This window comes from Vibrio sp. Isolate23, assembly GCF_022398095.1.
In the GTDB taxonomy this organism is placed as follows: Bacteria; Pseudomonadota; Gammaproteobacteria; order Enterobacterales; family Vibrionaceae; genus Vibrio; species Vibrio coralliilyticus_A.
The window spans coordinates 16,089-43,026 of record NZ_JAKEUV010000003.1 but is presented as its reverse complement, the minus strand read 5'-3'; the positions used below and the strand labels follow the sequence as shown (position 1 = coordinate 43,026).

At 43.3% G+C, this 26,938-nt stretch carries 25 protein-coding genes; 5 read left to right on the top strand and 20 right to left on the bottom strand.

All coding sequences use genetic code 11. The features are described 5' to 3' along the window. Positions 1–43 precede the first annotated feature (43 nt). Positions 44–1,117 carry a M23 family metallopeptidase gene (locus tag L1D31_RS10040; RefSeq protein ID WP_239836962.1) on the bottom strand — a complete coding sequence of 358 codons (1,074 nt, stop codon included), beginning with the start codon at positions 1,115–1,117 and terminating at the stop codon, positions 44–46. Positions 1,118–1,584: 467 nt separating this feature from the next. Then, positions 1,585–3,468, bottom strand: coding sequence for a methyl-accepting chemotaxis protein (locus tag L1D31_RS10035; protein WP_239836961.1), 1,884 nt, complete (start codon positions 3,466–3,468; stop codon positions 1,585–1,587). A 291-nt stretch (positions 3,469–3,759) separates the two neighbouring features. On the opposite strand from L1D31_RS10035, the gene cobB reads away from it, so the two are divergent. After that, positions 3,760–4,491 carry a Sir2 family NAD+-dependent deacetylase gene (cobB, locus tag L1D31_RS10030; RefSeq protein ID WP_239836959.1) on the top strand — a complete coding sequence of 244 codons (732 nt, stop codon included), beginning with the start codon at positions 3,760–3,762 and terminating at the stop codon, positions 4,489–4,491. A 6-nt stretch (positions 4,492–4,497) separates the two neighbouring features. Here the strand turns inward: cobB and L1D31_RS10025 are convergent, their stop codons facing one another. The 6 genes from L1D31_RS10025 to potA all read right to left on the bottom strand — a co-directional run bounded on the left by L1D31_RS10025 (position 4,498) and on the right by potA (position 10,486). After that, on the bottom strand, positions 4,498–5,292 hold the full coding sequence (locus L1D31_RS10025) for a GGDEF domain-containing protein (RefSeq protein ID WP_239836958.1): 795 nt from the start codon (positions 5,290–5,292) through the stop codon (positions 4,498–4,500). Between the two features lie 80 nt (positions 5,293–5,372). Next, positions 5,373–6,410 carry an extracellular solute-binding protein gene (locus L1D31_RS10020; RefSeq protein WP_239836955.1) on the bottom strand — a complete coding sequence of 346 codons (1,038 nt, stop codon included), beginning with the start codon at positions 6,408–6,410 and terminating at the stop codon, positions 5,373–5,375. Between the two features lie 173 nt (positions 6,411–6,583). Beyond that, positions 6,584–7,618 (bottom strand): extracellular solute-binding protein, encoded by a 1,035-nt coding sequence (locus L1D31_RS10015; RefSeq protein WP_239836954.1) that lies wholly within the window; start codon positions 7,616–7,618, stop codon positions 6,584–6,586. Between the two features lie 123 nt (positions 7,619–7,741). Beyond that, complete coding sequence (gene potC, locus L1D31_RS10010) at positions 7,742–8,512, bottom strand: spermidine/putrescine ABC transporter permease PotC (protein WP_239836952.1); 771 nt, start codon at positions 8,510–8,512, stop codon at positions 7,742–7,744. Continuing rightward, entirely contained in the window at positions 8,512–9,372 is an 861-nt protein-coding gene (gene potB, locus L1D31_RS10005; protein WP_239836951.1) for a spermidine/putrescine ABC transporter permease PotB, read from the bottom strand. Before potB ends, potC begins: the two co-directional genes overlap by 1 nt. Next, positions 9,353–10,486 (bottom strand): spermidine/putrescine ABC transporter ATP-binding protein PotA, encoded by a 1,134-nt coding sequence (potA, locus tag L1D31_RS10000; protein ID WP_239836949.1) that lies wholly within the window; start codon positions 10,484–10,486, stop codon positions 9,353–9,355. The genes potB and potA overlap by 20 nt, the downstream gene beginning before the upstream one ends. 364 nt (positions 10,487–10,850) lie before the next feature. Between potA and L1D31_RS09995 the strand changes: the two genes are divergently transcribed. From L1D31_RS09995 to L1D31_RS09985, 3 genes are read left to right on the top strand one after another with little or no spacing between them, the layout of a single operon-like run. Further along, positions 10,851–11,654 (top strand): hypothetical protein, encoded by an 804-nt coding sequence (locus tag L1D31_RS09995; RefSeq protein WP_239836947.1) that lies wholly within the window; start codon positions 10,851–10,853, stop codon positions 11,652–11,654. Continuing rightward, a complete protein-coding gene (locus L1D31_RS09990) occupies positions 11,623–12,489 on the top strand; it encodes a glucosaminidase domain-containing protein (protein ID WP_239836946.1) in 867 nt (288 codons plus the stop codon). The genes L1D31_RS09995 and L1D31_RS09990 overlap by 32 nt, the downstream gene beginning before the upstream one ends. A 14-nt stretch (positions 12,490–12,503) precedes the next feature. Then, entirely contained in the window at positions 12,504–13,163 is a 660-nt protein-coding gene (locus L1D31_RS09985) for a DUF2987 domain-containing protein (RefSeq protein WP_239836944.1), read from the top strand. Positions 13,164–13,217: 54 nt separating this feature from the next. Here L1D31_RS09985 and ttcA read toward each other — a convergent pair whose 3' ends face one another. The 11 genes from ttcA to ccoN all read right to left on the bottom strand — a co-directional run bounded on the left by ttcA (position 13,218) and on the right by ccoN (position 23,232). Next, positions 13,218–14,150, bottom strand: a complete 933-nt coding sequence (gene ttcA / locus L1D31_RS09980) for a tRNA 2-thiocytidine(32) synthetase TtcA (protein ID WP_239836942.1) — start codon at positions 14,148–14,150, stop codon at positions 13,218–13,220. Positions 14,151–14,289: 139 nt separating this feature from the next. Continuing rightward, positions 14,290–15,237: a universal stress protein UspE gene (gene uspE / locus L1D31_RS09975; RefSeq protein ID WP_239836940.1), complete on the bottom strand. Its 948-nt coding sequence runs from the start codon at positions 15,235–15,237 to the stop codon at positions 14,290–14,292. Positions 15,238–15,366: 129 nt separating this feature from the next. After that, positions 15,367–16,116 (bottom strand): FNR family transcription factor, encoded by a 750-nt coding sequence (locus tag L1D31_RS09970; protein ID WP_239836938.1) that lies wholly within the window; start codon positions 16,114–16,116, stop codon positions 15,367–15,369. Between the two features lie 90 nt (positions 16,117–16,206). After that, positions 16,207–16,878, bottom strand: coding sequence for a sulfite exporter TauE/SafE family protein (locus L1D31_RS09965; protein WP_239836936.1), 672 nt, complete (start codon positions 16,876–16,878; stop codon positions 16,207–16,209). Next, complete coding sequence (ccoS, locus tag L1D31_RS09960) at positions 16,875–17,039, bottom strand: cbb3-type cytochrome oxidase assembly protein CcoS (RefSeq protein WP_239836935.1); 165 nt, start codon at positions 17,037–17,039, stop codon at positions 16,875–16,877. The genes L1D31_RS09965 and ccoS overlap by 4 nt, the downstream gene beginning before the upstream one ends. A 1-nt stretch (position 17,040) precedes the next feature. Further along, positions 17,041–19,413 (bottom strand): heavy metal translocating P-type ATPase, encoded by a 2,373-nt coding sequence (locus L1D31_RS09955; protein WP_239836934.1) that lies wholly within the window; start codon positions 19,411–19,413, stop codon positions 17,041–17,043. A gap of 7 nt (positions 19,414–19,420) precedes the next feature. Further along, positions 19,421–19,900, bottom strand: coding sequence for a FixH family protein (locus tag L1D31_RS09950; RefSeq protein ID WP_239836933.1), 480 nt, complete (start codon positions 19,898–19,900; stop codon positions 19,421–19,423). A gap of 104 nt (positions 19,901–20,004) precedes the next feature. After that, on the bottom strand, positions 20,005–20,982 hold the full coding sequence (gene ccoP / locus L1D31_RS09945; protein WP_239836932.1) for a cytochrome-c oxidase, cbb3-type subunit III: 978 nt from the start codon (positions 20,980–20,982) through the stop codon (positions 20,005–20,007). Continuing rightward, a complete protein-coding gene (locus L1D31_RS09940; RefSeq protein ID WP_239836931.1) occupies positions 20,979–21,155 on the bottom strand; it encodes a cbb3-type cytochrome oxidase subunit 3 in 177 nt (58 codons plus the stop codon). Before L1D31_RS09940 ends, ccoP begins: the two co-directional genes overlap by 4 nt. Before the next feature lie 15 nt (positions 21,156–21,170). Beyond that, entirely contained in the window at positions 21,171–21,791 is a 621-nt protein-coding gene (gene ccoO, locus L1D31_RS09935; RefSeq protein ID WP_239836930.1) for a cytochrome-c oxidase, cbb3-type subunit II, read from the bottom strand. Positions 21,792–21,804: 13 nt separating this feature from the next. Next, entirely contained in the window at positions 21,805–23,232 is a 1,428-nt protein-coding gene (gene ccoN / locus L1D31_RS09930) for a cytochrome-c oxidase, cbb3-type subunit I (RefSeq protein ID WP_239836929.1), read from the bottom strand. Positions 23,233–23,490: 258 nt separating this feature from the next. Here ccoN and L1D31_RS09925 point away from each other — a divergent pair, with 258 nt between their 5' ends. Continuing rightward, complete coding sequence (locus L1D31_RS09925) at positions 23,491–23,853, top strand: hypothetical protein (protein WP_239836928.1); 363 nt, start codon at positions 23,491–23,493, stop codon at positions 23,851–23,853. Between the two features lie 110 nt (positions 23,854–23,963). Here L1D31_RS09925 and L1D31_RS09920 read toward each other — a convergent pair whose 3' ends face one another. Continuing rightward, positions 23,964–26,789 carry a hypothetical protein gene (locus L1D31_RS09920; protein WP_239836927.1) on the bottom strand — a complete coding sequence of 942 codons (2,826 nt, stop codon included), beginning with the start codon at positions 26,787–26,789 and terminating at the stop codon, positions 23,964–23,966. Between the last annotated feature and the right edge of the window lie 149 nt (positions 26,790–26,938).

The window sequence follows — 26,938 nt, the reverse complement described above, 5'->3', positions numbered from 1 at the left end:
AAAAAGCTATCCCCCAGGAGAATTGAGGGATAGCGATATATGACTAAGGATTGTCGACACGGTACCAGAAACATTGTTTTGAGTTAGTTCTAGCATCTAACATCCACGTGTAGCTGCAATGGCTGTCATAGCTATAACGACCTACGTCAATAGTATAGGGGCCAAATGACTTATCTTGTAATGATTGAAAACGCCCGTTATACAGCAGCGAAAAATGCAGATGTGGCCCTGTGGAAGAGCCACCTTGGCATAAGGCGATGTTTTTCTGGCTAGCATAGGTGCCGATTTTTTGGTTCTTAGCCACCCAAGCTCCATCTTGTACTTCGATCCCATCCATGTGGTAATAGTTTGTGGCCCATCCATTCTTTGCTGTCACTCTTAGTTGGCAACGAGAAAATACAGAAACGTACCCTTCATGTGCTGCTGTGACGCTATAAGTTTGTCCTCCCCAGCGTGGCCAATCATAAGAGACATCAAGCGATGAGAGCGGAAACCCTGATCCTGTGTGTGAGTGTGGACCATTGGGTATCCAGTTATAGCCAGCTCTCCATGGCCATTGCATCTCAGGGGGGGAGACGAAAGAGACATCTTCAACAATTGTTGGTGAGCCAAACTGTTGATAATAAAATGCCTGCCATTTAGGCCATTGTTCAATATTCTGCAGTGATGACACGATTGCATAGGTGGCAGCACGATCTATCGTGTTTGGTTGCTGTCTGACGTGATAGAAAAGTTGCGAAAGGCGATTTGCTACATGTCGAATTTCACTTCTAAAGTGTTCTAACTCAGATATTGATAACGTATGAGCCGGCGACCAATCGTGAGATGCGGCTAGTGTGGCCAAGACCACCCGAGGATCCACGCCCATAGCACCACTCCAATGGTTCAATTCTTCTTCTAATGCTAGCCATTGGGAGCCTTTAGCAAAATGATCAGACATTGAAAAGGGGTATTTAATTGGTCTGTATACGAATCTTCCGTCTGGTATAAGAGTCGGGATATTGTGCTTTTCTAGAGTGGAAGTATTAAGGTTTCCTGTGTCAATGACAGGCAGAAGTGAGTGTGTATGGCCTTGTATACTGAAAAGTAATAGCAAGATACCCAATAGTGTTTTCATGAGGTTCTCCAACCAACTGTTATAACGGCAAGCTCCAATGTGTAGAACTACGAGCTGACAGCTGATTCATTGAAGAACAACTGCTCGTGGACTTTTCTCTTATGCATTGTTGGCTTGCGTGCGTTTGACTGGCAAAATTGCCAATGTATTTAAGCCTTATACGGTGTGATGTTCTGGTTATATGTTGAATAGAACAAAACGTAACCGTTATGAAAGTGTAATGAGTTGCCCGATTAGTGCCAAAATCGACCTTTGTCGTACGCTGTATAGAATATTGAACATAAGCAAGTTGGGTAACGAGTCATGAGGTGTAATGAAGAGATGAGCGTTCTGATCACAAAGGCTTTAAACGGATGTATAAAGATAATTACGCTGCGATGTATGGCATGGAAGAAGTTTCCATGCCATCCCCACAACACTGCTGTTTATTACCTTTAGAAGATAAGCACTGTTAAAGTGAATACTGTCTAATATTTGAAGTTTGCGACAATTTGCTCCAACTTATGGCTAACACCGGATACTTGCTCACTACAGCGTACTGAACCTGCAACGACTTTATGCGTATCTCCTGCTAGATGCGCGATTTCCGTGATGTTTCGGTCGATATCAGCGGATACCATAGATTGCTCTTCTGAAGCGGTAGCAATTTGAGTATTCATATCAGACATTTCATTGATACGTAGCGCCATATTATCTATCGCTTTTACCACGTCTTTAGTGCTCTCGTTAGTGCGGTGCGCTTGATCAAGGCCGGTGGACATTTTGGAGACGGTTTGTTGGATACCTGAGGTTAGCGTTTGAATAGTCGTTTCAATTTGATGAGTAGAATTATTGGTCATCAGTGAAAGTTGTCTTACCTCATCAGCGACTACGGCAAAACCCCGGCCGTTTTCACCTGCTCGGGCAGCTTCAATCGCGGCGTTTAATGCAAGTAGGTTGGTTTGCTCGGCAATACCTTGAATGGTGGCGATGACCTGATTGATCTCCTTACTTTGCTCAGCTAAGTCTTCAATCAAGTTTTGCGAGTCTTCAATGTTTGATGACAGCGTTTGTATACTTTCGCTGGTGGAATGCGTTACCTTGAGGGCGCTATCAGCTTCATACTTCATACTTTCAGCGTTTTGTGCTGCTGACTCGATATTGGCAGTAATTTCGTTGCTGGTCATTACGAGCTCGTTCACAGCAGTTGCTACTGACTCAGACTGTATTTTTTGCTGTTCTGCGTTGTTCATGCTTTTAACGGCTGCGTGCTCAGAACTGCATGAGCTTTCCCTCAATACTGTCATTACGTCGGCCAATTCTTTAATGTGACCATGTAACTGGGAGATAAATCGATCAAAAGAGTTAGCAAGCTGGGCCAGCTCATCATCCCCTTTGGCATTCATACGCACCGTGAGATCACCATCACCGCTGGCAATGTTCTCCATAAGTGTGTTTATAGCTTGAATTCGGCTGAGGATGCTTCTTCCAATAAGGAATAACATACTGGAAAGTAAGACTACTATGGCTCCTCCAATTAAGAAAAGCTTATTTTTGATGTCTGAGGATTTTTGAGAAATGACTTGGCTTATCTCAGTTTGGAGCCCATTAATGGCTTTTTCGGTATTGTGAACGTTAGATCTGAGTGCGCCTCTTACCCCGTCACTAGAAGTCAGACCTAGAATTTCACATGCTTCAACAAGCTTTTCTGCGCTTCGTTGGTATTGAGTAAATACAGGTTGAAGATCAACAGGGACATGCTTACTAGTAGAGAACTTATCGATAGCGGCCAGCAGGGCAGCACTAGTTTCCTTGTTGGTATTCGCGAGATATCGGTAATCTGCTTCCATTAACTCAAGCAGCTCAACCTCTAAAGCGAAACTGTCTTTATCGGCCGCTGCCACTTTCAATGCTTTTCTTGCTCGTTTCAATTCTGAAATTAAATTCGAGGAGGATTCAACGCCCTCAATGGTATTAACTTGATCAACCAGTTGATGAAATTGAAGCTGATACTGATTCAGAGTCGATATAATAGTTGATGTACGTTCTTCCATATCAAGGTTGTGGGACTTTAAAACGGCAGTGAGAGCCGTTAAACGTTCCGATAACTCTTCAAATGTTTTGTCGAAATGCTGTGGGTATTTCATATCTTTCCGTGCCAGAAAATCTTTTTCGTGACGACGTAACATGAGAAGGTCAACGGAACTTTGTAAGTTATCGATGGCAGCGTTTTCTAGAGACTTCAAGCTGTTAAAGCTGATTTGCTCGTAATAAGCGTACAAACCGACACTGACGAGTAAAGTTAAATTGATAAGAATTAGCTTAGCGCGAATAGAAAAAGAAAACTGTTCTGATTTAGGTGATCCGCTCATGGACACCTCCCTGTAGCCTGATGACGTTGGATATTCGCTTAAATTATGTACATTATGACAGTTTTGTTAATGCGAATATAAAACTAATAGCACTAGGGAGGCGTTTTGCAAGTTAGAAGGTCGCAAATATGATTTTCTATCACCTTATCTAAGCTGAGGCATTTCGCTTATTCCTCCTCACATTTTTTGGAAGCTGAACCCTTAAAATACAACTATGGTCTAATCTGAATGACTATTGCTGATAAATCTCAGGTGGTAAGCTTATATCAAATATAATGAAAGGGATTTGATATGACGTTTCCTTACAACAACATAGTAGTACTCACAGGGGCTGGAATTTCAGCTGAGTCTGGAATCCAAACGTTTAGAGCTCAGGATGGCTTATGGGAAAATCACCGCATTGAAGATGTAGCAACGCCAGAGGGATTTGAACGCAACCCTGATCTTGTACAAGAATTCTACAACCAGCGTCGCTTCAAACTTCAGGAAAAGGGTATAGAGCCGAATGCAGCCCACCTTGCTCTAGGGCGCCTTGAAAAGGAATTAGAAGGCACTGTTACCATCATCACGCAAAATATCGACAATCTGCATGAGCGTGGCGGTAGTCAAAATGTAATCCATATGCATGGAGAACTATTGAAAGCAAGATGCAGCGAATCAAATCAGGTGGTAGAGCAGAAAGGAGAGGTGAACACAGGTGATCTTTGCCATTGTTGTCAGATCCCTGCTCAGATGCGCCCGCATGTTGTATGGTTTGGAGAAATGCCTCTACGAATGGGTGATATCTACGAATCGTTAGAGAAAGCTGATTTGTTTATTTCAATAGGTACTTCTGGGGTCGTGTATCCAGCCGCAGGCTTTGTACATGATGCAAAAATGCATGGAGCTCATACGCTAGAGATTAACTTAGAGCCAAGTGCCATTGAGAGTGAGTTCGAAGAAAAACGATATGGTAAGGCAAGTATAGAGGTGCCTAAGCTGGTTGAGGAAATTTTGGCTCTGCAGGCATCAGAGGTTAAATAAAATAAGCTAATTGCTCTCGGCGCGTTTGCGTTGAGAGTTTTTCATTTCATACATAGCTTTATCAGTTTTTATTAGGTTTTCTTTTAAGGTTTCAGGTGTTGAGGATTCAATACCGTAGCTGAAGAGTATCTCTTCTTTAATAAGTTCCTCTTTGATTCGCTCGATAAAAGCTTCACCTTCTCCAGGGCCAACCACAATCACAAATTCATCTCCGCCGATACGAAAGGCCTTGTCTGTTGGATTAACCGATGCATTAACGGCTTGTGCAAAACGAATAATGGTTAAATCGCCACTCGCGTGGCCATGCGTATCATTGATTTGCTTTAGACCATCCAAGTCGATATATATTAAATCGAATTGTTTACGATCAATCGAGAACAATTTTTTTCGGTTAAATAGGCCTGTCAGTTCATCCGTGTAAGCGTGCTCGTTCATTTGACGAAAAAGCTGGGTGACACCAAAAGCAATTAATAGGTAGGCAATCTGAATTCCACCATCTTCAATCAGCGTATGAGTAAACTCGTTATTGTCTGCCCATCTATCTAGAGCGGGTATTTCAGTCAAAATATCATACGCTTGATCAGCGACGAGGAGTATTAAGCCCCACTTTAGGAAGTTGTTATTGCGATAAATTTCCCGAGAAACAAAGTAGATAAAGAGAAGAACGAGCAGAGTATTGGTTTCGAAAAGAAGGTCACTATAGGATTCTGGATGTGTTTGATAACTGATTGCCGTAACCAATATCGCAAGACCAGAAAGTACGCAGAAGCCAGATAGGAACCTTTTGTATCTTACAATCATAGTGCCCTCGACTTAGGTGAAACAAATAAAGCGGCCAGAGCCGCTTTATTAAGTATATAACTGAAAACAAGTTTACGTGTTTAGTTATCGACTTTTAGTTTTTGAAAGTACTCATCGTAAAGCACACTTGCCTCACCAACTTCGTCTTGCCAAGTACCGCTGTCCATCACTTCCTGCGGAGGGAAAATGCTCGGATCATTTGCAAACTCTTCAGGCAGTAGTTTATGAGCAGTAGCGACTGGTGTCGGGTAACCGATTTCTAGAGCGATCTTGGCGGCATTCTCAGGACGTAATAGGAAGTCGATCATCTTATGGGCCGCATCAACATTCTTCGCTTCAGCTGGAATGGCTAGGCTATCCATCCAAAAGATCGTGCCTTTTTCTGGCCAGATAATATCAATAGATGCACCTTCTTGACGTGCCATGTATGCAGAACCATTCCAAAGCATGCCAAGAGACACTTCACCAGCTAAATATGGATTTGCGGGGAAGTCTGAGTTGAACACTAATACGTTTGGCATCAGCTTTTTCAGCTCTTCGTAGGCTGCTTTAATTTCGTCTGGGTTGGTTGTATTTGGCGAGTAGCCAAGCTTAGTCAACGCAATATGGAAAACTTCACGTGAGTCATCCATTAGCATTAACTGACCTTCCCACTTGCTATCCCACAAGTCGTCCCATTTAGTAACGGAAGACTTATCTAGCATGTCAGAGTTAATACCAATGCCCGTAGCACCCCAGATATAAGGGATAGAATAATTGTTGTTGGGGTCGAAAGGCTTGTTCAAGAAGTTGGTATCAAGGTCAGTGAAGTGTGACAGTTTCTTCTTGTCTATTTCTTGCAGCATACCTTCTTTACGCATCTTAGAAACGAAGTAAGTAGACGGTACTACCAAATCGTAACCAGATCCTTGAGTCTTAAGCTTGGCGTACATGCTTTCATTTGACTCATAGGTAGAGTAAATAACCTTAATTCCCGTTTCTTTCGTAAAGTCTTCAAGAACTTCATTTGGAATGTATTCAGACCAGTTATAGAAGTAGAGTTCTTGATCAGCAGCCATTGCAGGGGAAGCAATTAACGTCGCTGCGCAAAGTGCACTTGCATAGAATTTACTTTTCATTCTTTTTCCGTTTTGTTTTTGCTGAATCAGTCAATCGTCAACCCTGACGATATTTGGAGATTAAGCCGTGAGTAAGGATGTTTATCGTAACGACAAACCATACAGAGAAGAATTATATCAGCCAATAACGAAAATAGGCAGCTTATGCTGCCTATTTCGAAGAAAATGAATGCTTATTGACCTGATTTGAGCTTCATAAAGTAATCTTCATATTTTACCGTCATACTGCCAACGGCATCTTGCCATTCGACACGGTCAAGGTCTTCTTGAGAAGGGAAGAGTGGGGCGACATCTTTAAACTTCTCATTGGATACTTGAACCGCAGTAAGGTATCCAGTGTCACGCGAAATTTGTTCTGCAATCTCTGGCCTTAGGAGAAAATCAATCATCTTATGAGCAGCATCTACATTTTTTGCACCGGATGAAATTGCAAAGTTATCCACCCAGCCAATTCCTCCTTCTTTAGGAAATATAAGCTTGAGGTTCATGCCTTCACTTTGAGCGGCTGCCGCACTGCCATTCCACAGCATACCAACACCTACTTCACCAGACATATAAGGCGCACCTGGATTATCAGAGTTAAACACTAGTACGTTAGGCATTAATTTTTGCAGCTCAGCATAAGCTTCATCGATTTGCTTCGGATCGGTTGAGTTACCCGAATAACCCAGTTTGCGTAGTGCAATATGGAATACTTCACGTGTGTCATCCATCAGCATGACCTGACCTTCAAGCTCTGGATTCCACAAATCTGCCCAGCTTTGAAAATCATCAGGGTCATACATATCGGCGTTTACGGCTAGACCAGTAATCGCAACAACGTGAGGGATAGAGTAGTCATTGCTTGGGTCATAAGGTTTATCTAGATAGTTTTTATCCAGATTATTAAAGTTGCTAAGCTTAGATTTATCGATTTTTTGCAACATACCTTCATCACGCATTTTGGCGACGAAATACGTCGAAGGTACAACTAAATCGTAACCTTGATTGTGTGTCTTTAGCTTGGCGTATAAGGTTTCATTTGACTCGTAAGTTGAGTAGATAACCTTAATACCTGTCTCTTTGGTAAATTGTTCCAGAAGGCTGCTACTGATATATGGCCCCCAGTTCATAAATACCAGTTCTTTGTTTTCATCGGCGAACACTGAACATGAGAACAGTGAAAGCGCACATGCACTACCAGCTAAAAAAGTAGCCCATTTTTTCATTGACGTTAGCTCCAAACCAAACGTTGCCATAATACTCTTTGGATAAATCTCTGAGCATGTTGGCGGTCGATAGAAAAACAGAATGACATCAAGCCATTCTGTTTCATGAAATAAGGTGTAAATCTATTTAACTTTTTCTCTCGCGAGTAACTGAGAAATCACGACTAAGATGAGTGACACTATCAGCATGACAGTAGCAAGCGCGTTCACTTCTGGAGAGATTCCCACTTTAACCATTGAGTAGATCTTGAGTGGCAATATCTCATAAGTTGGTCCTGTCACAAATGAACTAATGATGACGTCATCCAGTGATAGAGTAAAACTCAGCAACCAGCCTGCCGCCACAGCGGGCTTCGCCAGTGGCAGAATGATTTGTTTGAGAATAACCCATTCGCTAGCACCAAGGTCTTTGGCTGCCTCAAGCATTTTTACATCAAAGCCATTTAAGCGGCTGTAAACCGTAACCACAACAAAAGGTAAACAGAAGGTAATATGCGCAATCAACAGGGTGAAAAAGCCCAGTTGTGCACCCAAAACCAAAAACAGCGCAAGCAACGAGATAGCCATTACAATATCGGGTGACATCATAACCACGAATAACATGCCGTTGACTGCGCTTTTTCCTTTAAACGTATAACGGAATAGGGCAACGGCCGTTAGACTTCCGATCATTGTTGCTGCAGTCGCCGAAAAAACCGCGATATTCAATGAGTGCCAAGCCGCTTGCATTAAGCTGTCATTATTAATTAACGTTTCGTACCACTTGGTGGTAAAGCCTCCCCATTTCATGCCGAATTTATTGGCATTAAATGAGTTGACGATCAACACGATGATTGGCAAATACAGAAATGCATAAACCAATGCCATAAAGCTAAATCTAACTGTACGTCCCATTAGTTTAGCTCCACTTTTTTATTCAATAACTTACCGGCTCGGTAGTAGGCATAGAGCATGATCGCCATGGCAATAGTCAGTGCGATACTCGTCGCGGCGCCAAATGGCCAATCTCGAGCATTAAGGACCTGACTTTTAATCACGTTACCAATGAGCAAGTTCTTTGCCCCACCAAGTAGATCTGCAATATAGAACATGCCTAAAGCAGGCAGAAGCACTAGCAGGCAACCACCTATAATACCTGGCATCGTCAGTGGCAAAATCACTTTTGTGATCGTCTGAAATTTGTTCGCGCCCAGATCTTTCGCCGCTTCAATGTAAGTATCATCAAGTTTCTCGATAGCTGAATAGAGTGGCAAAATCATAAATGGCAGTAGGATATAGACTAAGCCGATCATCACCGCTGTCTCGGTATACATCAGACGAATAGGTTTTTCGATGATTTCCATTGCCATTAGGGATTTATTCAATACTCCTTGAGTCCCAAGCACAATCTTTAGGCCATAAGTCCGGATCAGTGAGTTTGTCCAAAAAGGCACAATCACTAAAAACAGCATGATAGGTCGCCATTTCTCTGGCATTTTTGCGATGATGTAAGCAAAAGGATAACCAATCACCAAACACAGTAATGTTGCTACAATCGCCATATAGAAAGAGTGCCATAGCACTTTTGCATAGAGCGGATCCATCAAACGAAGGTAGTTATCGAACGTAAATGTCAGTTCAATCAGATTCGCTTCATCACGGGTCAGAAAACTGGTACCAATGATCATGAGGTTGGGAACAAGCACAAACAGCGCTAGCCAACCGACAATCAATGTGATGATGGCGTTCTGCAGATTAAGCTTTTTGCTTATCATTAAGAACCACCTCCCAGCTTTCAACCCAAGTGATCGCCACTTTCTGGCCTAATGAATGGTCAACATCAGGATCATCCTCATTGAAGAACTCACTCACCATAACGCGAGTCCCTGAGTCGAGTTCAATCACTGAGTCTAAGGTCATGCCTTTGTACGTACGTTCTGTTACGTGGCCAACAATCCCTTTTTGTTCGGATTCGTTAATTTCTTCTAATCTGAGATCTTCCGGGCGGAGCAGGACTTGAAGTTTGTCTCCTGTCAGAGCTTCGTTATCGTAGTAAACAATCGATTCAACACCTTCAATTTCAGCGCGAATTCGCTTCTCATCGATACGTTCTATCATGGTTGCGTCAAATACGTTGATTTCACCAATAAAGCGAGCAACGAATAAATTCTTAGGCTCTTCGTAGATCTCACGAGGCGAGCCGTCCTGTTCAATGATGCCGTCGCGCATCACAATAATGCGGTCTGACATTGAAAGCGCTTCTTCCTGATCGTGTGTGACAAAGATAAAGGTGATGCCAAGCTGTCGCTGAAGCTGTTTAAGCTCTATTTGCATCTGCTTACGCAATTTGTAATCGAGAGCTGACAGAGATTCGTCAAGTAACAAAACCTTGGGTTTGTTGACTACGGCACGTGCAATCGCGATACGTTGTTGCTGACCGCCCGAAAGCTGATGTGGTTTACGTTGCGCCATTTTTTCAAGACGCACCATTTTCAATGCTTCGATGACACGCGGTTCAATGTCAGTTGAGGGGACTTTCTGCATACGCAAGCCAAAGGCCACGTTGTCAAAAACGGTCATGTGTGGGAACAAGGCGTAACTTTGGAATACAGTGTTGACGTGTCTTTGCTCAGCAGGAACATGAGTGACATTCTGACTATCAAGAATGATGTCACCATTATCAGCGGCTTCAAAACCGGCAATCATCCTTAATACAGTGGTTTTACCACAGCCTGACGGACCTAAAATGGTTAGAAATTCACCATGATTCACATCAAGGTTAAGATTTCTGATAATCTCTTTGCCATCAAAGCTTTTGCTTATACCAGTTAAACGGATAACTGGCTGTCCTGCGTGTTGTTTAGCGTTCAACGTCTGTCTTTCTCCCAATCGGCCAACAGAAATGACCCGTAGTTACACAAATTAGAGGCGCGCATCATAATCACCAAAAGTGTGAAATCAAAGTATTTTCTTACCTTGAAACACAAAAAATTTTGCAGGTTAAGGTAAACATTTTTTACCATACTGTTTTAAGGTGACTCTAATACTTTAAACATAGAAAACTTATGGCAAATTTAGGCTTTGATTGCGCAGTTAATGGTCAATTATCAATCATATGGGTAATAAAGCAAGAAGATGAGTACGAATCGATTTTGGACTTGGTAAGGTTTCAGTATAATGTCTGGATGTCGTAACATAACTCTTAATCAACAAGTTAGCTTAGTGCATGATGTATTAAGCGCTGGGTTCAATAATGAATAATGATATTGAAAAAGATTTCAATTTAGGTGGAAGTGTTGAGCGTGCTCTTTCTGGTGACTACGAACTTAAGGTAGGCGAAGTGCTCAGAGAAGCGTGGAGCCATACAATCAAAAACTTTTTGTCGTTTTCTCCCGCTATTGTTGTCTTACTCGTCGTTCAGTTAGCGATTTTCTATATCGCGCTTAAACTGCAGTTAGGTGAACCATCTATTATCTTTGATGCGTTCACAAACCCAGAGGCGTTTGAGCCTCGTATGATCCAAGCCATCTTTATTGCTAATTTCAGTTATGAAGTGGTGAGTGCTCCTATTTATGCTGGCGTTAGCTTAATGGCGATGAGCCACGCAGCAGGCCTATCTACGAAGCCTCGCCATATCTTGAAGGGGCTTCAGCATACCATGCCTGTGATTCTGGCGACTCTGTTTAGCTTATTGCTTCAAGGTGTTGCTGGCATGATTCTGCCATTCCTTTCTATGTATCTGTCCCTTGCGTTCAGTAACTCTATCCTTCTCATTTGTGAGAAGCAGATCCCACCGATGCAATCTTTACTGCTGTCATTACGTGCGGTGAATAAAAAGATTTTTGTTTTGGCAGGGATCTACTCGTTGGTTATGCTAATGTTCGTTGCTGCAGCCATGTTCTATGGTCTTGGTTTGATTCTTGTTTTACCGTTCTTCTTTCATGTGAAGGGCATAATCTATCGCAATATGTTTGGTATCAAACTCAAGATTGTCACAACGGACAGACCGAAAGATGAGGATGACAATGACGACGATTCACAAGTGTTCAATGCGTAAAAGTGAATTCATTGCTATCGCTACAGCTGGCTTAATCGCCAGCTGTAGTTTTTATAGCTACGAGAAAAATGAAGCACAGGAACGTGAGCGCAGGAAGCAGGACCAAATGCCAGAGTATTCGATTTCATTTGACGGTCACTCTGTGGGTCAAGCGCCAGAATTTTCAGCTATCACGGATGTGAAGGTAAAGAAAAAAGCATTTTTCGATTATTTACGCCCAGGTATCGCTTTTGAGAACCAACGTATTCTCGATGAACGAAAGCGCCTAAATAAGATACAAGCCCGCTTACAAGCTGGGCAGCTTTCGAGTAATGATACGAATCATGCAAAACGATTAGGCGAGCTTTATAACGTTGAACTTGAACCTTCTGGTATAAACCAGCAATGGCTGGATCAAATGTTTCATCGCGTTGATGTGATACCGGAAGCCTTGGTTTTGGTTCAAGGGGCCAATGAATCTGCTTGGGGGACCTCACGCTTTGCGATTCAGGCAAACAATTACTTCGGTCAGTGGTGTTACAGCACAGGCTGTGGACTGGTTCCTATGGCGAGAGGTGAGGGGATGACTCATGAAGTCGCTAAGTTCAGTTCAGTACAGCAGTCGATTCAAGGTTACTTTATGAATGTGAACCGTAATCTTGCTTATGAAGATCTGCGAGAAATTCGTTATCAACGCCATCTTAGTGGCGAAAGCCTCACAGATACTGATGCAGCGATTGCTCTGACCAATGGCCTGTTGAAATACTCTGAGCGGGGTGAGGCCTACGTCAAGGATTTACAAGCGATGATCAGGCACAATCAGGCGTTCTGGGAAGCGCCCCTAACTAAAGAATAAGTACCGCATAATCAATGAAAAAACTACCGTTAGCCTTTTTAGCAGCCACCCTATCAACTGTTGTGGCACTGCCTGTCTCTGCTCAAGAATACATGTTTACCTACTCGAAGCTCTTTACTCACATGAAGCAAAATGTGAAAGAAGGGCATGAAGACGTCAAAGTCGGGTTCTTTTTCCTCAATGCGGATACAAAACAAAACTGCATTATCGAGAAAGCCTGGATGGAAAAAGAAGAACACTATGAAGAGTTAAAGTCTTCTCCTTACCACGAACTGATCGTTCCATTGGATAACAATCTTAAATCAGCTAACCCTCTGGTTTTTGTTCAAACTCCAAGAGAACAACGCTGTGATTTCTCAATGGTTGTAATGACTAAAGAGCCGCTTACAGGCAAAGTTACTTATGAAGACGTTGAGAAATTAATGCCACAAATGCAGACGATGCTCGAGGATCTGGGGGGAATGTTTGCGAGTTGGTTTACGCCCGACGTTGAAGGCGTGACACTTGAATTCGCTGACAAACTGAACTCTAAAGTTGAATTCTCTGATGGTTCTAGCAAGCCTATCATGGAAGGTAAAGTTCAGGTTGCTTTATCGGATATTGGTAAGGGGGGCTTTATGATGCTGCCACAGGAAACAGCAAGAGTATTACCGTATTTACCAAAAGCAAAGTAATACTCGAATATACAAAAGGGCCGTAAATACGACCCTTTTTAATACTCAATGCGTTTAGATGTTAGTGACGTCAAGTTGTAAATTCGGATCAAACTCTTGAACTCTATCTTCGTCAACGATCTCTTGTGTTGGCATCTCTTCTTTATCAAAACCGATATCCCCGCCATTAATAACACCAGAGTCTTTATCGATAGACTTAAAATCGAATAATTCATGATCAGCTAAGTGACTCGGGACTACATTTTGCATTGCACGGAACATGGTTTCAATTCGACCAGGAAAACGCTTATCCCAATCGTTCAGCATCTGCTTAATATTTTGACGTTGTAGATTTGGCTGAGAACCACACAGATTACATGGGATGATAGGATAACCACGCATATCTGAGAATTTGATAATATCTTTCTCACGACAATAAGCCAGCGGACGAATTACCACATGTTCACCGTTATCTGATACCAGCTTAGGCGGCATGCCTTTCATCTTTCCGCCGTGGAACATGTTTAGGAACAGTGTTTCTAAAATATCGTCACGGTGGTGGCCTAGAGCAATCTTAGTCGCACCTAGCTCGTTCGCGGTACGGTATAGAATGCCACGACGTAGGCGAGAACATAGAGAACAAGTTGTCTTACCTTCAGGGATCTTGTCCTGAACAATCGAGTAAGTATCTTCTTCTACAATTTTGTACTCAACACCCAAAGACTCTAAGTATTCAGGAAGAATATGGCCTGGGAAGCCTGGCTGTTTTTGGTCTAGATTCACTGCAATTAGCGAGAAGTTAATCGGCGCACTTTTTTGCAAACTCATCAGAATATCAAGCATAGTAAAGCTGTCTTTACCGCCTGACAGACAAACCATAATGCGATCGCCTTCTTCAATCATGTTGAAGTCTTGAATCGCTTGGCCTGTATTACGACGAATACGCTTTTGTAACTTGTTGAAGTTGTATTGTTGAGCTTTTGTTAGCTCTTGAGTTTGCTCAGTCATTCGCTTGCAGTCTTAATCAATCATGAAACCAAAATGAAGTGGGTATGATACGGATAAATGAATTAGATGCCAGTTCTAATAAATAGAAGGCAATAAAAAATCCCCTTAAGTTACCTTAAGGGGATGAGAATCGGCTGAATTACACGGCGGTTTTTGGGTCCAGAGGGCTTATATAACCTTGTGGCTTGAGGGCTAATACATCACAGTTTATTTTATCAATAACATGTTCTGCGGTATTGCCGATGAAAACAGCAGATAAACCAGTGCGGCCAGTGGTTCCAATGATCACCATAGCAGCATTTAGTTTTTCGGCTGCTTCTGGAATGACATCTTCAGGCAACCCTTGTTCCACGATTGTTTGTTGTTCATCATAACCATGCTTCTGGCGTAATGCTTTCATCGCTGTGAGGTGATGACCACGAACCGCATCACTATAAGTAGTAGGGTCAAATTCGGGTAGTTCGATCGTGATATTAGCCGGAGTGATAGGGTAAGCGTTCACTAGATAGGGCTTAGCACCAAGGCGCTCTGTTAAGCTTTTCATCTGCTCAACCATACTATCATTGAGTCCGAGATGAGTATCATTTTCAGAGCCTACATGAACAGAGGCGAGAATGCTTGCATCTTCCGGCCAATCCGCATTTTTCACCAGTAATACAGGGCAAGGGCATTTACGAAGCAGGTGCCAGTCTGTTGGGGTGAAAATTACTGACTCAAGGACGTCATGCTTACGTGTGCCTTTGATGACAATGTCGTGGCTTCCCGCAAAAGTTTCAGCGATGATCGCTTCATAAGGGCGATTGTGCCATACCACTTTCACTTCAAAATCAATATTGTCATTCAAATAAGGTTTCGCAACATTTTGCATCCATTGCTCGCGTTGGCCAATAACACCACGGCGCATAGCGTCTCGTTCGTCAACGGACAACATTGAAGTCATGTCATAAGAAAAATCGTAGATAGACAAGAAGAAAGTCACCTGACTGCGAGAGCGACTTTTAGCAGCGAGCTGCATAGCACGAGCTAGGGCAGGTTGTTCATCTTTATTGATGTCTGCAACCACTAGTATTTTGTTATAGATACTCATAGTAACTCCTTAGGAGTGGGAGAGTTATATGACTAATGTAGCCTAGCTGGGAGAAGATTTTTAGAAAAAAAGCTGGGAAGGTGGAAAAAATATGACGCAGCTCTGTTTTGAGCTACGTCATTGAAGTTATTAAGATTCTGTTGAAACTCCGGCTAACTCCATTAGCGTGTCATGGTCAAGAATTGTGATGTACTTACCTTTGACACTGAGAATTTCTGATTTTTGGAAACGACCCAATAGGCGGGAGATGGTTTCTACAGTTAAGCCTAGGTAATTACCGATGTCACCACGTGTCATAGTCAAACGGAATTCGCGAGGGCTGAATCCACGCTGAGAGAAGCGAGTCGATAAATTATAAAGGAATGCGGCTAAACGCTCTTCTGCATTTTTCTTAGACAGTAACAAGATCATCTCTTGATCGCCTTTGATTTCGTTACTCATCAAGCGCATGATTTGCTGACGAAGTTTAGGCATTTTTCCTGAAAGGTCGTCTAAGGTTTCGTATGGAATTTCACACACCATAGATGTTTCCAGTGCTTGTGCAAAACTTGGGTGTAGATCACCGGTGATAGCATCAAAGCCCACTAAGTCACCTGCGAGATGGAAAGCGGTAATTTGCTCGTCACCTTGCTCTGTGATGGTATAGCTTTTGATTGTGCCTGAACGAATAGCGTACAGAGACTTTAGCTCGTCACCCGCTTTAAAAAGCTCTTGTCCTTTCTGGATTGGCTTTTTTCGCTCGATGATTTGATCTAGTTGGTCCAGCTCGGACTCATTCAGTGTAAATGGGATACACAGTTGGCTGATACTGCAGTCTTGACAGTGAATAGCACATCCACCGGATTGGACGCGTTTTGTTGCAGGCTTTTCAGAAATCATAACAACCTTCAAGATTTGATATACATCAATATTTTAGCATTCATTAATCCTAAAGGGTAGTTAAAAAAGCCGCAGAAAAACAGGAGTATATCAAGTTAATGATAATATAGTTATTGCTCCGTAAGCTGTGTAGATCCCGTAAGATAAGATCAATAACGCCCCAAAGTTGCGAAAAATCGTCGACTGTTGCAGTTTGTGCAAATAGGTGGCACCAAAGCCCATAAGCAGCATAGCAGGTAAAGTTCCTACCCCAAATGCGAGCATGATTAACGCCCCGTTAACAGCATTACCTGACACGGCAGACCAAGTTAATGTTGAATACACTAACCCACATGGTAACCACCCCCAGATAAAGCCAAATGGAAGCGCATGAGCAGGGGATTTCAACGGCAATAGTGATTTCCCTGCTGGGGAAATGAATTTCCACAGTTTCTGGCCTATCTTCTCGACGTATAGTAAGCCCTGCCACCAACGACCAATGTAGAAGGCTAGTATCATCATGAATACTGCAGCTCCCAGCCTCAACCAAGTCAACGCGTTGTTCAATGAACTGATTTCGGCAATAGAAGAGATAGCGCCACCAACGATGGCACCGATACTGGCATAACTCAACAGTCTGCCTAGATTATAAAAGACAGGAACCCATTTAGAGCTGTGGGTTTGCCCCATGGTAAGCACTGAAGCAATGCCTCCACACATTCCCATACAGTGGCCTGCACCGATGATCCCTATCAGTAGAGCGCCCAGCCAATCGGGTGTCATTTGTGGGGACTCTTGTTCTTCTCGTCTTCATCAAACAGGATGTTATGACCTTGTCGCTCTAGATCCTCAAATTGATCGCTTTTAACTGCCCATAGGAAGATTGCAATAGCGACACACACTAATACGATAGCAATTGGGATCAGAATATAAAGGCTTTCCATCTTATTTACCTTTCTCTTTGAGCAAGCGTAGAGAGTTAGATACTACAATAATTGAGCTTGCAGACATACCAACAACTGCAAAATATGGTGCAACAAACCCAGCGACTGCTAATGGCAGAATCAACACGTTATAGCCAAGAGACCATATTAGGTTTTCACGGATGATTTTACGTGTTTGCAAAGCCAGTGTTCGAGCTTCAAGAATCCGGTCAAGTTGGTCACCCAGAAGGACCATATCTGCAGAGGCCTTTGCTACATCAGCACCGCCCCCCATAGCAATTGAAAGGTGTGCTCCTGCAAGAGTAGGGGCATCATTAATGCCATCGCCAATCATCATTGTCACATCCGTTCCATCCACTTTTTTCAGATACTCAAGTTTATCTTGAGGTTTGGCTTCGGCAATAACGGTTTCGATACCGATTTCTTTAGCGACAACATTTGCATTTGATTCAGAATCACCCGTTAACAGAGTGACTTTGATGCCTGCTTGCTTGAAACGTTCGATGAATGTTTTGGACTCAGCCCGAATTGGGTCTTGGTATGTGAAGGTGGCAATGTGCTGACCATCAAGGCTTAGGTAAACGGAGTTAGGTTCCGCTTGAGCTTGTTCGCCTAATATGAATTGTGCACTGCCAATCTTAACTTTTTTGCCTTGATGTACACCTTGAATGCCAGAGCCAATCATGTTTTCAACATCAGTGACTTGAATATCAACATTTTGATATGATTTAAAAGCTCTCGCGATCGGATGATTTGCGTGCGATTCCAGTGAGGCCGCGAGCGCTAGGGCTTCTTCTTTTGAGGTATCAGAGAAGGTGTTTACTTCACTGATCACTATATCGCCATGTGTTAGCGTGCCAGTTTTGTCGATAATAAGATGGTTGACTTTACAGAGTGTCTCAAAGACGTGGCCTTTTCGAAGTAATATACCGAGGTTACCCATTCGAGAAGTCGCACAAGTTAATGCGGTTGGTGTTGCCAGAGATAGTGCACAAGGACAAGTTGCCACTAAAACCGACAGCATGATCCAAAACGCGTCGTCAGGTTTAGTTTGATGCCAGAAAAACCAAGTGCCTGCTGCAATGACCAATATGATAGCGACAAAGTAGCGAGCTACAACATCTGCAATTTGCGCGATTTTAGGCTTTGATAGCTGGGCTTCATCTTGTAAGCGAACAATATTGGAAATCATTGAGTCTGCTTTGGTGGACATCACCTCAAGTTCGAAAGATTCTTCACCATTCAAGGTGCCTGCATACACATGGTCATCGATATTCTTGACCACTGGTACAGATTCGCCAGTTAACATGGATTCATCAATATGAACACGCCCTTTAATGATTCTCCCGTCTGCAGGAACGTGCTCTCCCGGAAGAACGCGAATTTGGTCACCGAGTTTGAGCGTTTTTACCGGGACCTGATCGCCATCCAGCTTTGTTGCAATAGCGGGGATAAGCTTTAGAAGGTTGCCACTTGCCGCCGCCGCTTTACGCCGAGCACGCATCTCAAGAAAGCGACCTACGAGTAGGAAAAACGCAAACATAGAGATGGACTCAAAAAAGACTTCACCTTGCTCAGTGACGGTTGCTACCAAGCTGGCAAAGTAAGCGAAGATCATGGCCAATGAGACGGGGACATCCATACCTAGCGTTCGGCTGCGAATGCTTCGCCATGCATTGAGGTAGAATGGGAGGGCAGAGTAGAGCATTACTGGGGTTGCGAAGATTAAACTCACCCAACGAAAGTAGCTTTTAAATTCAGGCTCTAAGTCACCAAATACTTCCAAATAAAGTGCGACAGCCAGCATCATCACTTGCATGGTTGCCAAACCAGCAATACCCAGTCGATAAAGGTATTGCTTCATGGATTCATGATAGGCGGCTTCTTGTTTGTCTGCTTCAAAAGGTGCAGCTTTGTAACCGAGCTGATGAATACTAGAAAGCAGTTCGCTGAGTTTAGTTTGGGTTTTATCCCATGCTAGGATTGCGCGGTTTGTAGTGGTATTGACTCGAATAGAAAGAACGCCAGTGCGAGTGGAAACTTGTTTCTCTATCAACCATGCACACGCGGCACATGATACACCCTCTAGTGACAAGGTCACTTCGGCTTTGTCTTCGGCGTTTCTCACAAACTCAGATTGGACTTCTTCGTTGTCATAATGAATCAGTGCCTGAAGTTGTTCGGGCACCAAATCGGCTTTTTCCGCGGGGGCAGTACGATACTGGTAGTAAGAGACTAAGCCACTATCGACGATCGTTTGGGCGACAGTTTCACAACCAGGGCAGCACATTGCCCTGATTTCTCCTAAGATTTCGACTTTAAAGTCCGTGTTGACTGGTACTTCTTCACCGCAGTGATAACACGATTCACACATAAGCTGATCAGTTTGATAATTCTACAGGAGATGCTGAAGGGAAGGTGACTCGGCCTTGAACCAACCACTGTTTATCATGTGGTGTGAGTTCAATAAACCACGGTCCCTGAAGCTCAGAATTTAGAGATAAACGGTATTGACCCTTTGCATCCGATGTCAGTAGCTGGTTGAAATCGCGATCTGGCAGAGTTCGGTGCGCGAACTCTGCTGTGATCGCAGGAAAATGGTCTAGCTCGCCTTTGTCAAACTGAATGATGACATCATTACCGTCGGAAAAGACCTTTGCTGACAAGCCTAAATCTCTTGCAACATTGATCTTCGAAATATCGATGTTGATTCCTTTTCCTTTTTTATAGTAATCCTCAGTCACCAGAGACACCGAATTATTAGAAAATACGATGACAGTGATGATTGTCCAGACAACGACGGTTAACGGCAGGATGATTAGGAACCACGGCCAAAACTGCTTATACCAAGGCTTTACCATAAAAAAGTTCTCGATTAATAAAATAGAATCAGGGAGTTAACTCTAAAAGAAAGACAGCCCCATTACCATCTATAGAAAGTAAGGGGCTGTTGTTGAAATGTAACTTATTGTTCCGAGTTGCTTAAGCTCCAGACGTAAGCTGAAACGAGCTGGACTTTATCTTCGCCCAAAATGTCTTTCCACGCTGGCATCACACCAGAGCGTCCATTCATTACTGTTTCAGTCACATCGGCGCGAGAGCCACCGAACAACCAGTCCTGATCTGTCAAGTCAGGAGCACCAACAGCAGGATTACCCTTGCCATCAGTGCCATGACACGCCGCACACACAACAAAGCGCGCTTTACCCGCTTCTGCTTCACGTGCGTTAACAGAGCGTCCAGAAAGGCTTAGCGTGTAGCTAACCACTTCTTTAACACCTTGTTCGCCTAGCGCGTCTTTCCATGCTGGCATCTGACCGATACGACCTTGCATTACAGTCGTTACGATTGCTTCAGGCTCACCGCCGTATAGCCACGCGTCATCAGTTAGGTTAGGGAAACCTCTCTGACCACGAGCATCAGAGCCGTGACACTGAGAACAGTTCTGTAGGAACAAACGTTGACCTACTTTTACTGCTTCTTCATCAGCGGCAATTTCTGGAATAGGGCGTAGTTCAGAAGAACCATCAACGTACGCCAGACGCTTGAACGCTTCACCGAAGTAAGTTTCAGCATCGTCTAGCTCTTTCGCGTATTGCACAAGCTGTTTGTTTTCTTGAGCTCTAGCGATAGACGCTTTTGATTCTTCCACGGTTGTTACCAACTGGTCAGAACTCTGCCAGCCAAGTACACCTTTGAAACTACCCATACCTGGATAAAGTGTGAAGTAAACTGCTGCAAATACGAAAGTACTTATAAACAGATACGTCCACCACTTTGGCAGTGGGTTGTTTAGCTCACGAATACCATCGTATTCGTGACCCATATCTGCACCTTCTTCAACGCCCATTTTATCTTTAAGGCACCAAAACAGTAGTGCAGCACAGCCGACCAGTGTACCGACTGTGATGATGATGATCCAAAGACTCCAAAATGTAGTCATTGCTTAGTCACTCCTTGTTCTTTTGAGGGTGCTTGCTCTTCATCGGCAAAAACAAGGTTCGCAGCTTCATCGAAGCGGGCTTGACGACTCTTGCCATATGCCCACCAAACTACACCTATAAAGCACACGAAAAGCACTATGGTCCAAATACCATGAATAGTACCGATATCCATAATTTCACCCCTTTATTACTTCATTGCGTGACCAAGAGACTGAAGGTAAGCAATGATGGCATCCATCTCTGTTTTACCTTCTACATCTTTAGACGCGTTTGCGATTTGTTCATCCGTGTATGGAACACCAAACTGATCGCGGAAGACGGTTAGCTTTTTCTCTGTGTTCTTGCCATCAAGAACGTTGTCAGCCAGCCATGGGAACCCAGGCATGTTTGACTCAGGAACAAGCTCACGTGGATCAAGTAGGTGAACTCGATGCCACTCGTCAGAGTAACGGCCACCAACGCGTGCTAGGTCAGGACCTGTACGCTTAGAACCCCATAGGAATGGGTGCTCCCAAACACTTTCACCAGCGACAGAGTAGTGACCGTAACGCTCAGTTTCAGAACGGAAAGGGCGAACCATCTGACTATGACAAACGTTACAACCTTCACGGGTGTAGATATCACGACCTTCAAGCTCTAGAGCTGTATATGGACGCAGATTGTCAACAGGCTCGGTGGTTTGTTTTTGGAAAATAAGCGGGGTGATCTCTACAAGAGCCCCCAAGCTAATTGCAAAAACAATAAGAATCGCTAGCAAACCGACATTGCGCTCAACAATTTCGTGGCGATTGTTAGAATTAGAACTCATTCTTTAAATCTCCTTATGCTGGCTGCGGGATAGCTTTGAGGCTATCTTTAGGCGCTGTTACAGTCTTGTACGTGTTGTATGCCATTAAGAACATACCTGTTAGGAAGATTAACCCGCCTAGGAAACGCACGAAGTAGAATGGGTAAGAAGCCTGTACCGATTCAACGAAGCTGTAAGTTAACGTACCGTCAGAGTTAACTGCGCGCCACATCAGACCTTGCATTACACCAGAGATCCACATTGCAACGATGTAGAGAACTGTACCGATAGTTGCCAACCAGAAGTGCGCGTTGATCATGCTCACAGAGTACATACGCTCTTGACCAAACAGACGAGGTACTAGGTGGTAGACAGAACCGATAGAAACCATCGCAACCCAACCAAGTGCACCAGAGTGTACGTGGCCGATAGTCCAGTCAGTGTAATGAGACAGTGCATTTACTGTCTTAATCGACATCATTGGACCTTCAAACGTAGACATACCATAGAAAGATAGAGATACGATTAGGAAGCGTAGAATAGGGTCATAACGAAGCTTATGCCAAGCACCGGATAGCGTCATGATACCGTTAATCATACCCCCCCAAGAAGGTGCAAACAGAACCAAAGACATCACCATACCGACAGACTGTGTCCAATCAGGAAGCGCAGTATAGTGGAGGTGGTGAGGGCCTGCCCAAATGTATAGTGAGATCAGCGCCCAGAAGTGAACAATAGACAGACGGTAAGAATAAACAGGGCGTTCAGCTTGCTTAGGAACAAAGTAGTACATCATACCTAGGAAACCCGCAGTGAGTAGGAAGCCTACTGCGTTGTGTCCGTACCACCATTGAACCATTGCATCCACCGCACCAGAGTAAATCGAGTACGATTTACCCATAGAGACAGGGATCGCCATGCTGTTAACGATATGAAGAACCGCTACTGTAATGATGAAGGCTCCGAAGAACCAGTTCGCTACGTAGATGTGAGACGTATTACGCTTGATCAATGTCCCGAAGAACACGATAGCATAAGATACCCAAACCACTGCGATAGCGATGTCGATCGGCCATTCCAGTTCCGCATACTCTTTACCGGATGTCATACCTAACGGCAGAGTAATTGCTGCGGCTAAAATGATTGCTTGCCATCCCCAGAAGGTGAAGGCAACAAGAGGGCCACCAAATAAACGAGTTTGACAGGTACGCTGTACAACGTAGTAAGACGTTGCGAACAGAGCACTTGTACCAAACGCAAAAATAACCGCATTAGTATGCAGAGGACGTAAACGACTGTACGTCAACCACGGCGTATCAAAGTTTAGCTGTGGCCAAACTAATTGAGCGGCAATCAAAACACCAACGCCCATACCGACAATACCCCATAGAATAGTTACTAAGGTGAATTGACGGACGACCGTATAGTTGTAGTTTTGTTCAAGCTGCTTTTCTTGGCTCATTTGCATGCTTCCAATTTCTAATTAACTACACTTTACTTCCAACACGACACATGTCGTAATGCCACCCAAACCATTAAAGAAAATGACGCCGAAACAGTCGGTTAAACTTTCTTGCCGATTTTTAAAAAAAGTGGCATTTTCAGCCGCCAACTATACTGCATTTAACAATTCAATGACAGGGTAGTAACCTTACGGTTGGTCAGGTTTTGACCTTTTATTTTAAAACTTTGAAGTTTGTTACACGGAGAACTCTACCGAATGGCAGCCGAAAAACTGACACGCTCCCGTTTTGCTCAAATAATCATCATGTTAAGCCTTTTAATTACAGCGTTTATTTGGCGAACACTCACTTATAATGAACAGAGAAATGTCGATTGCGAGTTGAAACCAAGTTGTACTTTTAATGTTAAAAATAGTTCTATCAATGCATCTCTGGAAGGCTCAAAAGTGATTGTCGAACAGCCTGTCGGAAATTGGCGGCTGAGTAGTGAAAATTCACAGCTGAAAATCGAAAATAAAGATGACAATTGGGAGATCGAACTCCCATCGAAAGAGGATTTTGGACTCACTCTTCAAGATCTCGAAGAAGCTCAAATTATTGGTATCAAGTTCCGACTTTAGGTTTAGAAAACCCAGCATGCCAGATCTATCACTTAAGAGTTGAAGTGATGGCCATTTACCTGCTGAGTTATTTGTGGAGGTAAATGGCCGTTGATTAAGTGGTCAGATTATTACTCGTTTTGCTTACTTTCCTTATCCCTTTCTTCATAGGTCACACTCGCCGGTTGGTTAGAGTGAAAAACAATTTTGAGATTCTGTTTAGCATTATATGGAATAGTTATCTGTGTTGAATCACTGTCATAGTTTACATCTAGAGTATTAACGAAAGATTGAACGGAATGAGTCTCTCTTAGAGGTAATATTAATGAGACGATTTTGAACGATTCACCTGCTTTAAGGTTTTTTGAAGCACTAAACCATTCCCTATTCTCAGGATCCCATCGGTTTTCTGTCGATCTTATGTCAATATCTTCAGTTGAGCTATCGAAGAATATCAAAGTGTCATTGTACTGCAGCTCTCCTGTAGGCAAAAGGGTTGGTAACATTTTCAGTCCACCTCTAAGAAGAACCCAGTTATCTCCCTCTAGTGATTTAAACTGTGGCAATACCTGATAAATTGCCCCGCCTTTATGCTCTCCAGAGTAAGTTGTGGTGGGGGAAAGTGTGTCTAAAACGACAAGAGCGCCGTTGTGAAGAAGGACCGTTTCCCGCTGAGTTGTGACTCCGGGGTACTGGTACTTATGGTATTTCACTATGCCATAAGCGGCATCTTCAGACAGTTGCTGAGTATTGTAATGCTCTAATTCGTAATCAAATGATGGGTTGTACCCCATAACTTCATCAAATTGATCGGTACTGCCAGATGCAGCAACTTCCTTGGAAGGGTAAGGCGCTTCTGGGTAGTCGTATTGAGCTGGGTTAATATAGATCCCACTTGTTTTATTGGCTTCTGACCATCGTTTCAAACGAGTGACAGTATGTGCTCCGTTGAAGTTATGATTATCAATACCGGAGCGGTGATCGGCGGCGGCCTTATGTTGTGTATAACTCAAGTCTATCAACATGTATGGGGCTCTTGGGTGATGCCCGGTCGATAGAATTAACTTATCCTGTACATCAACATAGTTACTGTCTCCTCGACCTAATAGTAACCCGTTATACTCGCAGCATGAGGTAATACGAGGCGTCGTTCGAGAGAGTAAGTCGCCAGAGTTTGGTTTTGCAAGCTCAATGTCGAAGGCATCAATACCCAATGGCCAAAGGTCGGGGACATATTCTTTCCCTGTAAATGGTCCATGATCTTGATACATAAAGGCTTGATATTTTCTCGCCATGTATAAGTAGTGAGGGTGACGCCATAGCCGATAGCCCATTTTTAAAACCCATGGGAGGTTATCACCAGCTGATATTTTGATCTGACCAGAAGAAATGCTTTCCATCGATTTCCCCCATTTCGCAGACTGTCCACTAGGCATAATGGTTCTCGACATACGATCCATCATTCTTAACAAGTGTTCAGATTGAATAACATCGCTTTCTAAGCCGTGCCTTAATGCTATATTCAGAATGATCTGAAATCCGGTATTAACATCGTAATGGGGAGAGTTATCGCCATCATAAGATGTTTGGGTCACGTTCTGCCAAAAAGCAGAGAACGCTTCTTTCATCTTGGGGAATAGGGGTGAGTTTTTATAGAGCAAACTCACCGTAGAGGCGACATCCATAGCAAAGACTTCTTTGTTGTAGCCTGTTGTGTAATAAGGACCGTTGTAATAGGGACCTAAGCCTTCTAAATTTTGGTTTACAAAGTCCTCAAAACGAGCTCTAAAAGCGGTAGCTTCCTCAGTATTGCTATGGAAGGCATCTAGCCTATCTAGTCCCCAAGCGTAGTCCATATAACGTCGGATTGGCGTTACCTGCCTTAGATCGTTAACTTGTCCGTCGCTATCTTCGATTACCTGTGCAGCAATTAACCGGGCTTTCTCTGCTTCTGCATAAAAACGATTGACGGCGTAGTCACGCCAGTGAGGAAAGAACTTCTCATCCGTGATCAAGGTGATCATGCTACGGAGTGCGGCTTTGGAGTCATCCTGATTGTTATTTAGGGCTATGAGGTCATCAATAACCTGCTCACTATTACCTGATTTATCCTGCTCAAACAGATAAGCAATATAATCATCGCGTACAGTTTTCAGTTGATGCTCACGAGACAATATTTCTTCGTCACTCTCAAAGTGGGGCACATAGTCCATAGGGTATAGATAATCGTTATGGCTAGGCGCTTGCTCTGGTGAATTGGCTAATTCGTCAAGTTGATTACCATCACCATCTTTTGGTGTTTCAGCAACATCGAGACTGTGATCTAAACTGAATACAAAACGATCAATGGCGAACCCCTTTTCTCGGTCACTGATTGAAAAAGTTAGGGGTTTTCCTACTTGTTGTTCAGAAACAACGAAATTATTATTAATTTGGAACCAAAAAAACTTTCCTTCGGCAGGATTCGTATAAGGGTGAGATTCCAGAACACTGTCTTGCGATTGCCGGCTTCCATGACGTAGCCACTCCTCAGAATTAAACGTTTTCGCATAGAGGAATGAATCTTCATTTCCGTAAGATGATCCGTCACCAATTTCAAACATTGAACGTCGATAGTAGAGCCGGTAAGTGCCTGGTGTGTTAAAAACAACCTGATATTGAACGGTTGATTGCTGCATTGGCAGTTGGTAACGAAAATCAGCAAGCAGAGCGCGATCTTGTGAGGGTGGATAACTTGAGTCTGCGGGTAAAACAGACGTCCCAAAATCTGAGGTAAATTCGTTGATTCCTACTACATTGAACCCGTCGTTTTCACCATTATGGCGAATGATGTGATGGTAATCTTCGGCTTCAAATGCAATATAATTGCTCTCTGCTTCCTGATAGAAGGTAGTAGCCATAGTGAGTGACGTAAAACACATGCTCAACACACTAAGCCCCGTTGTTAATGTCTTCACCCTTTTGTCCTTTTCATCCTTTTAAGGATTTTCAGTAGTAGTTCAAAAGTAGAAGGCTTGGAAATGATTCATTATAAAATTATATTTTTTATCCAGTTCAATATGCCTAGATAATCTCAGGTTCTGACCTGATACTACACAGTAGCCAT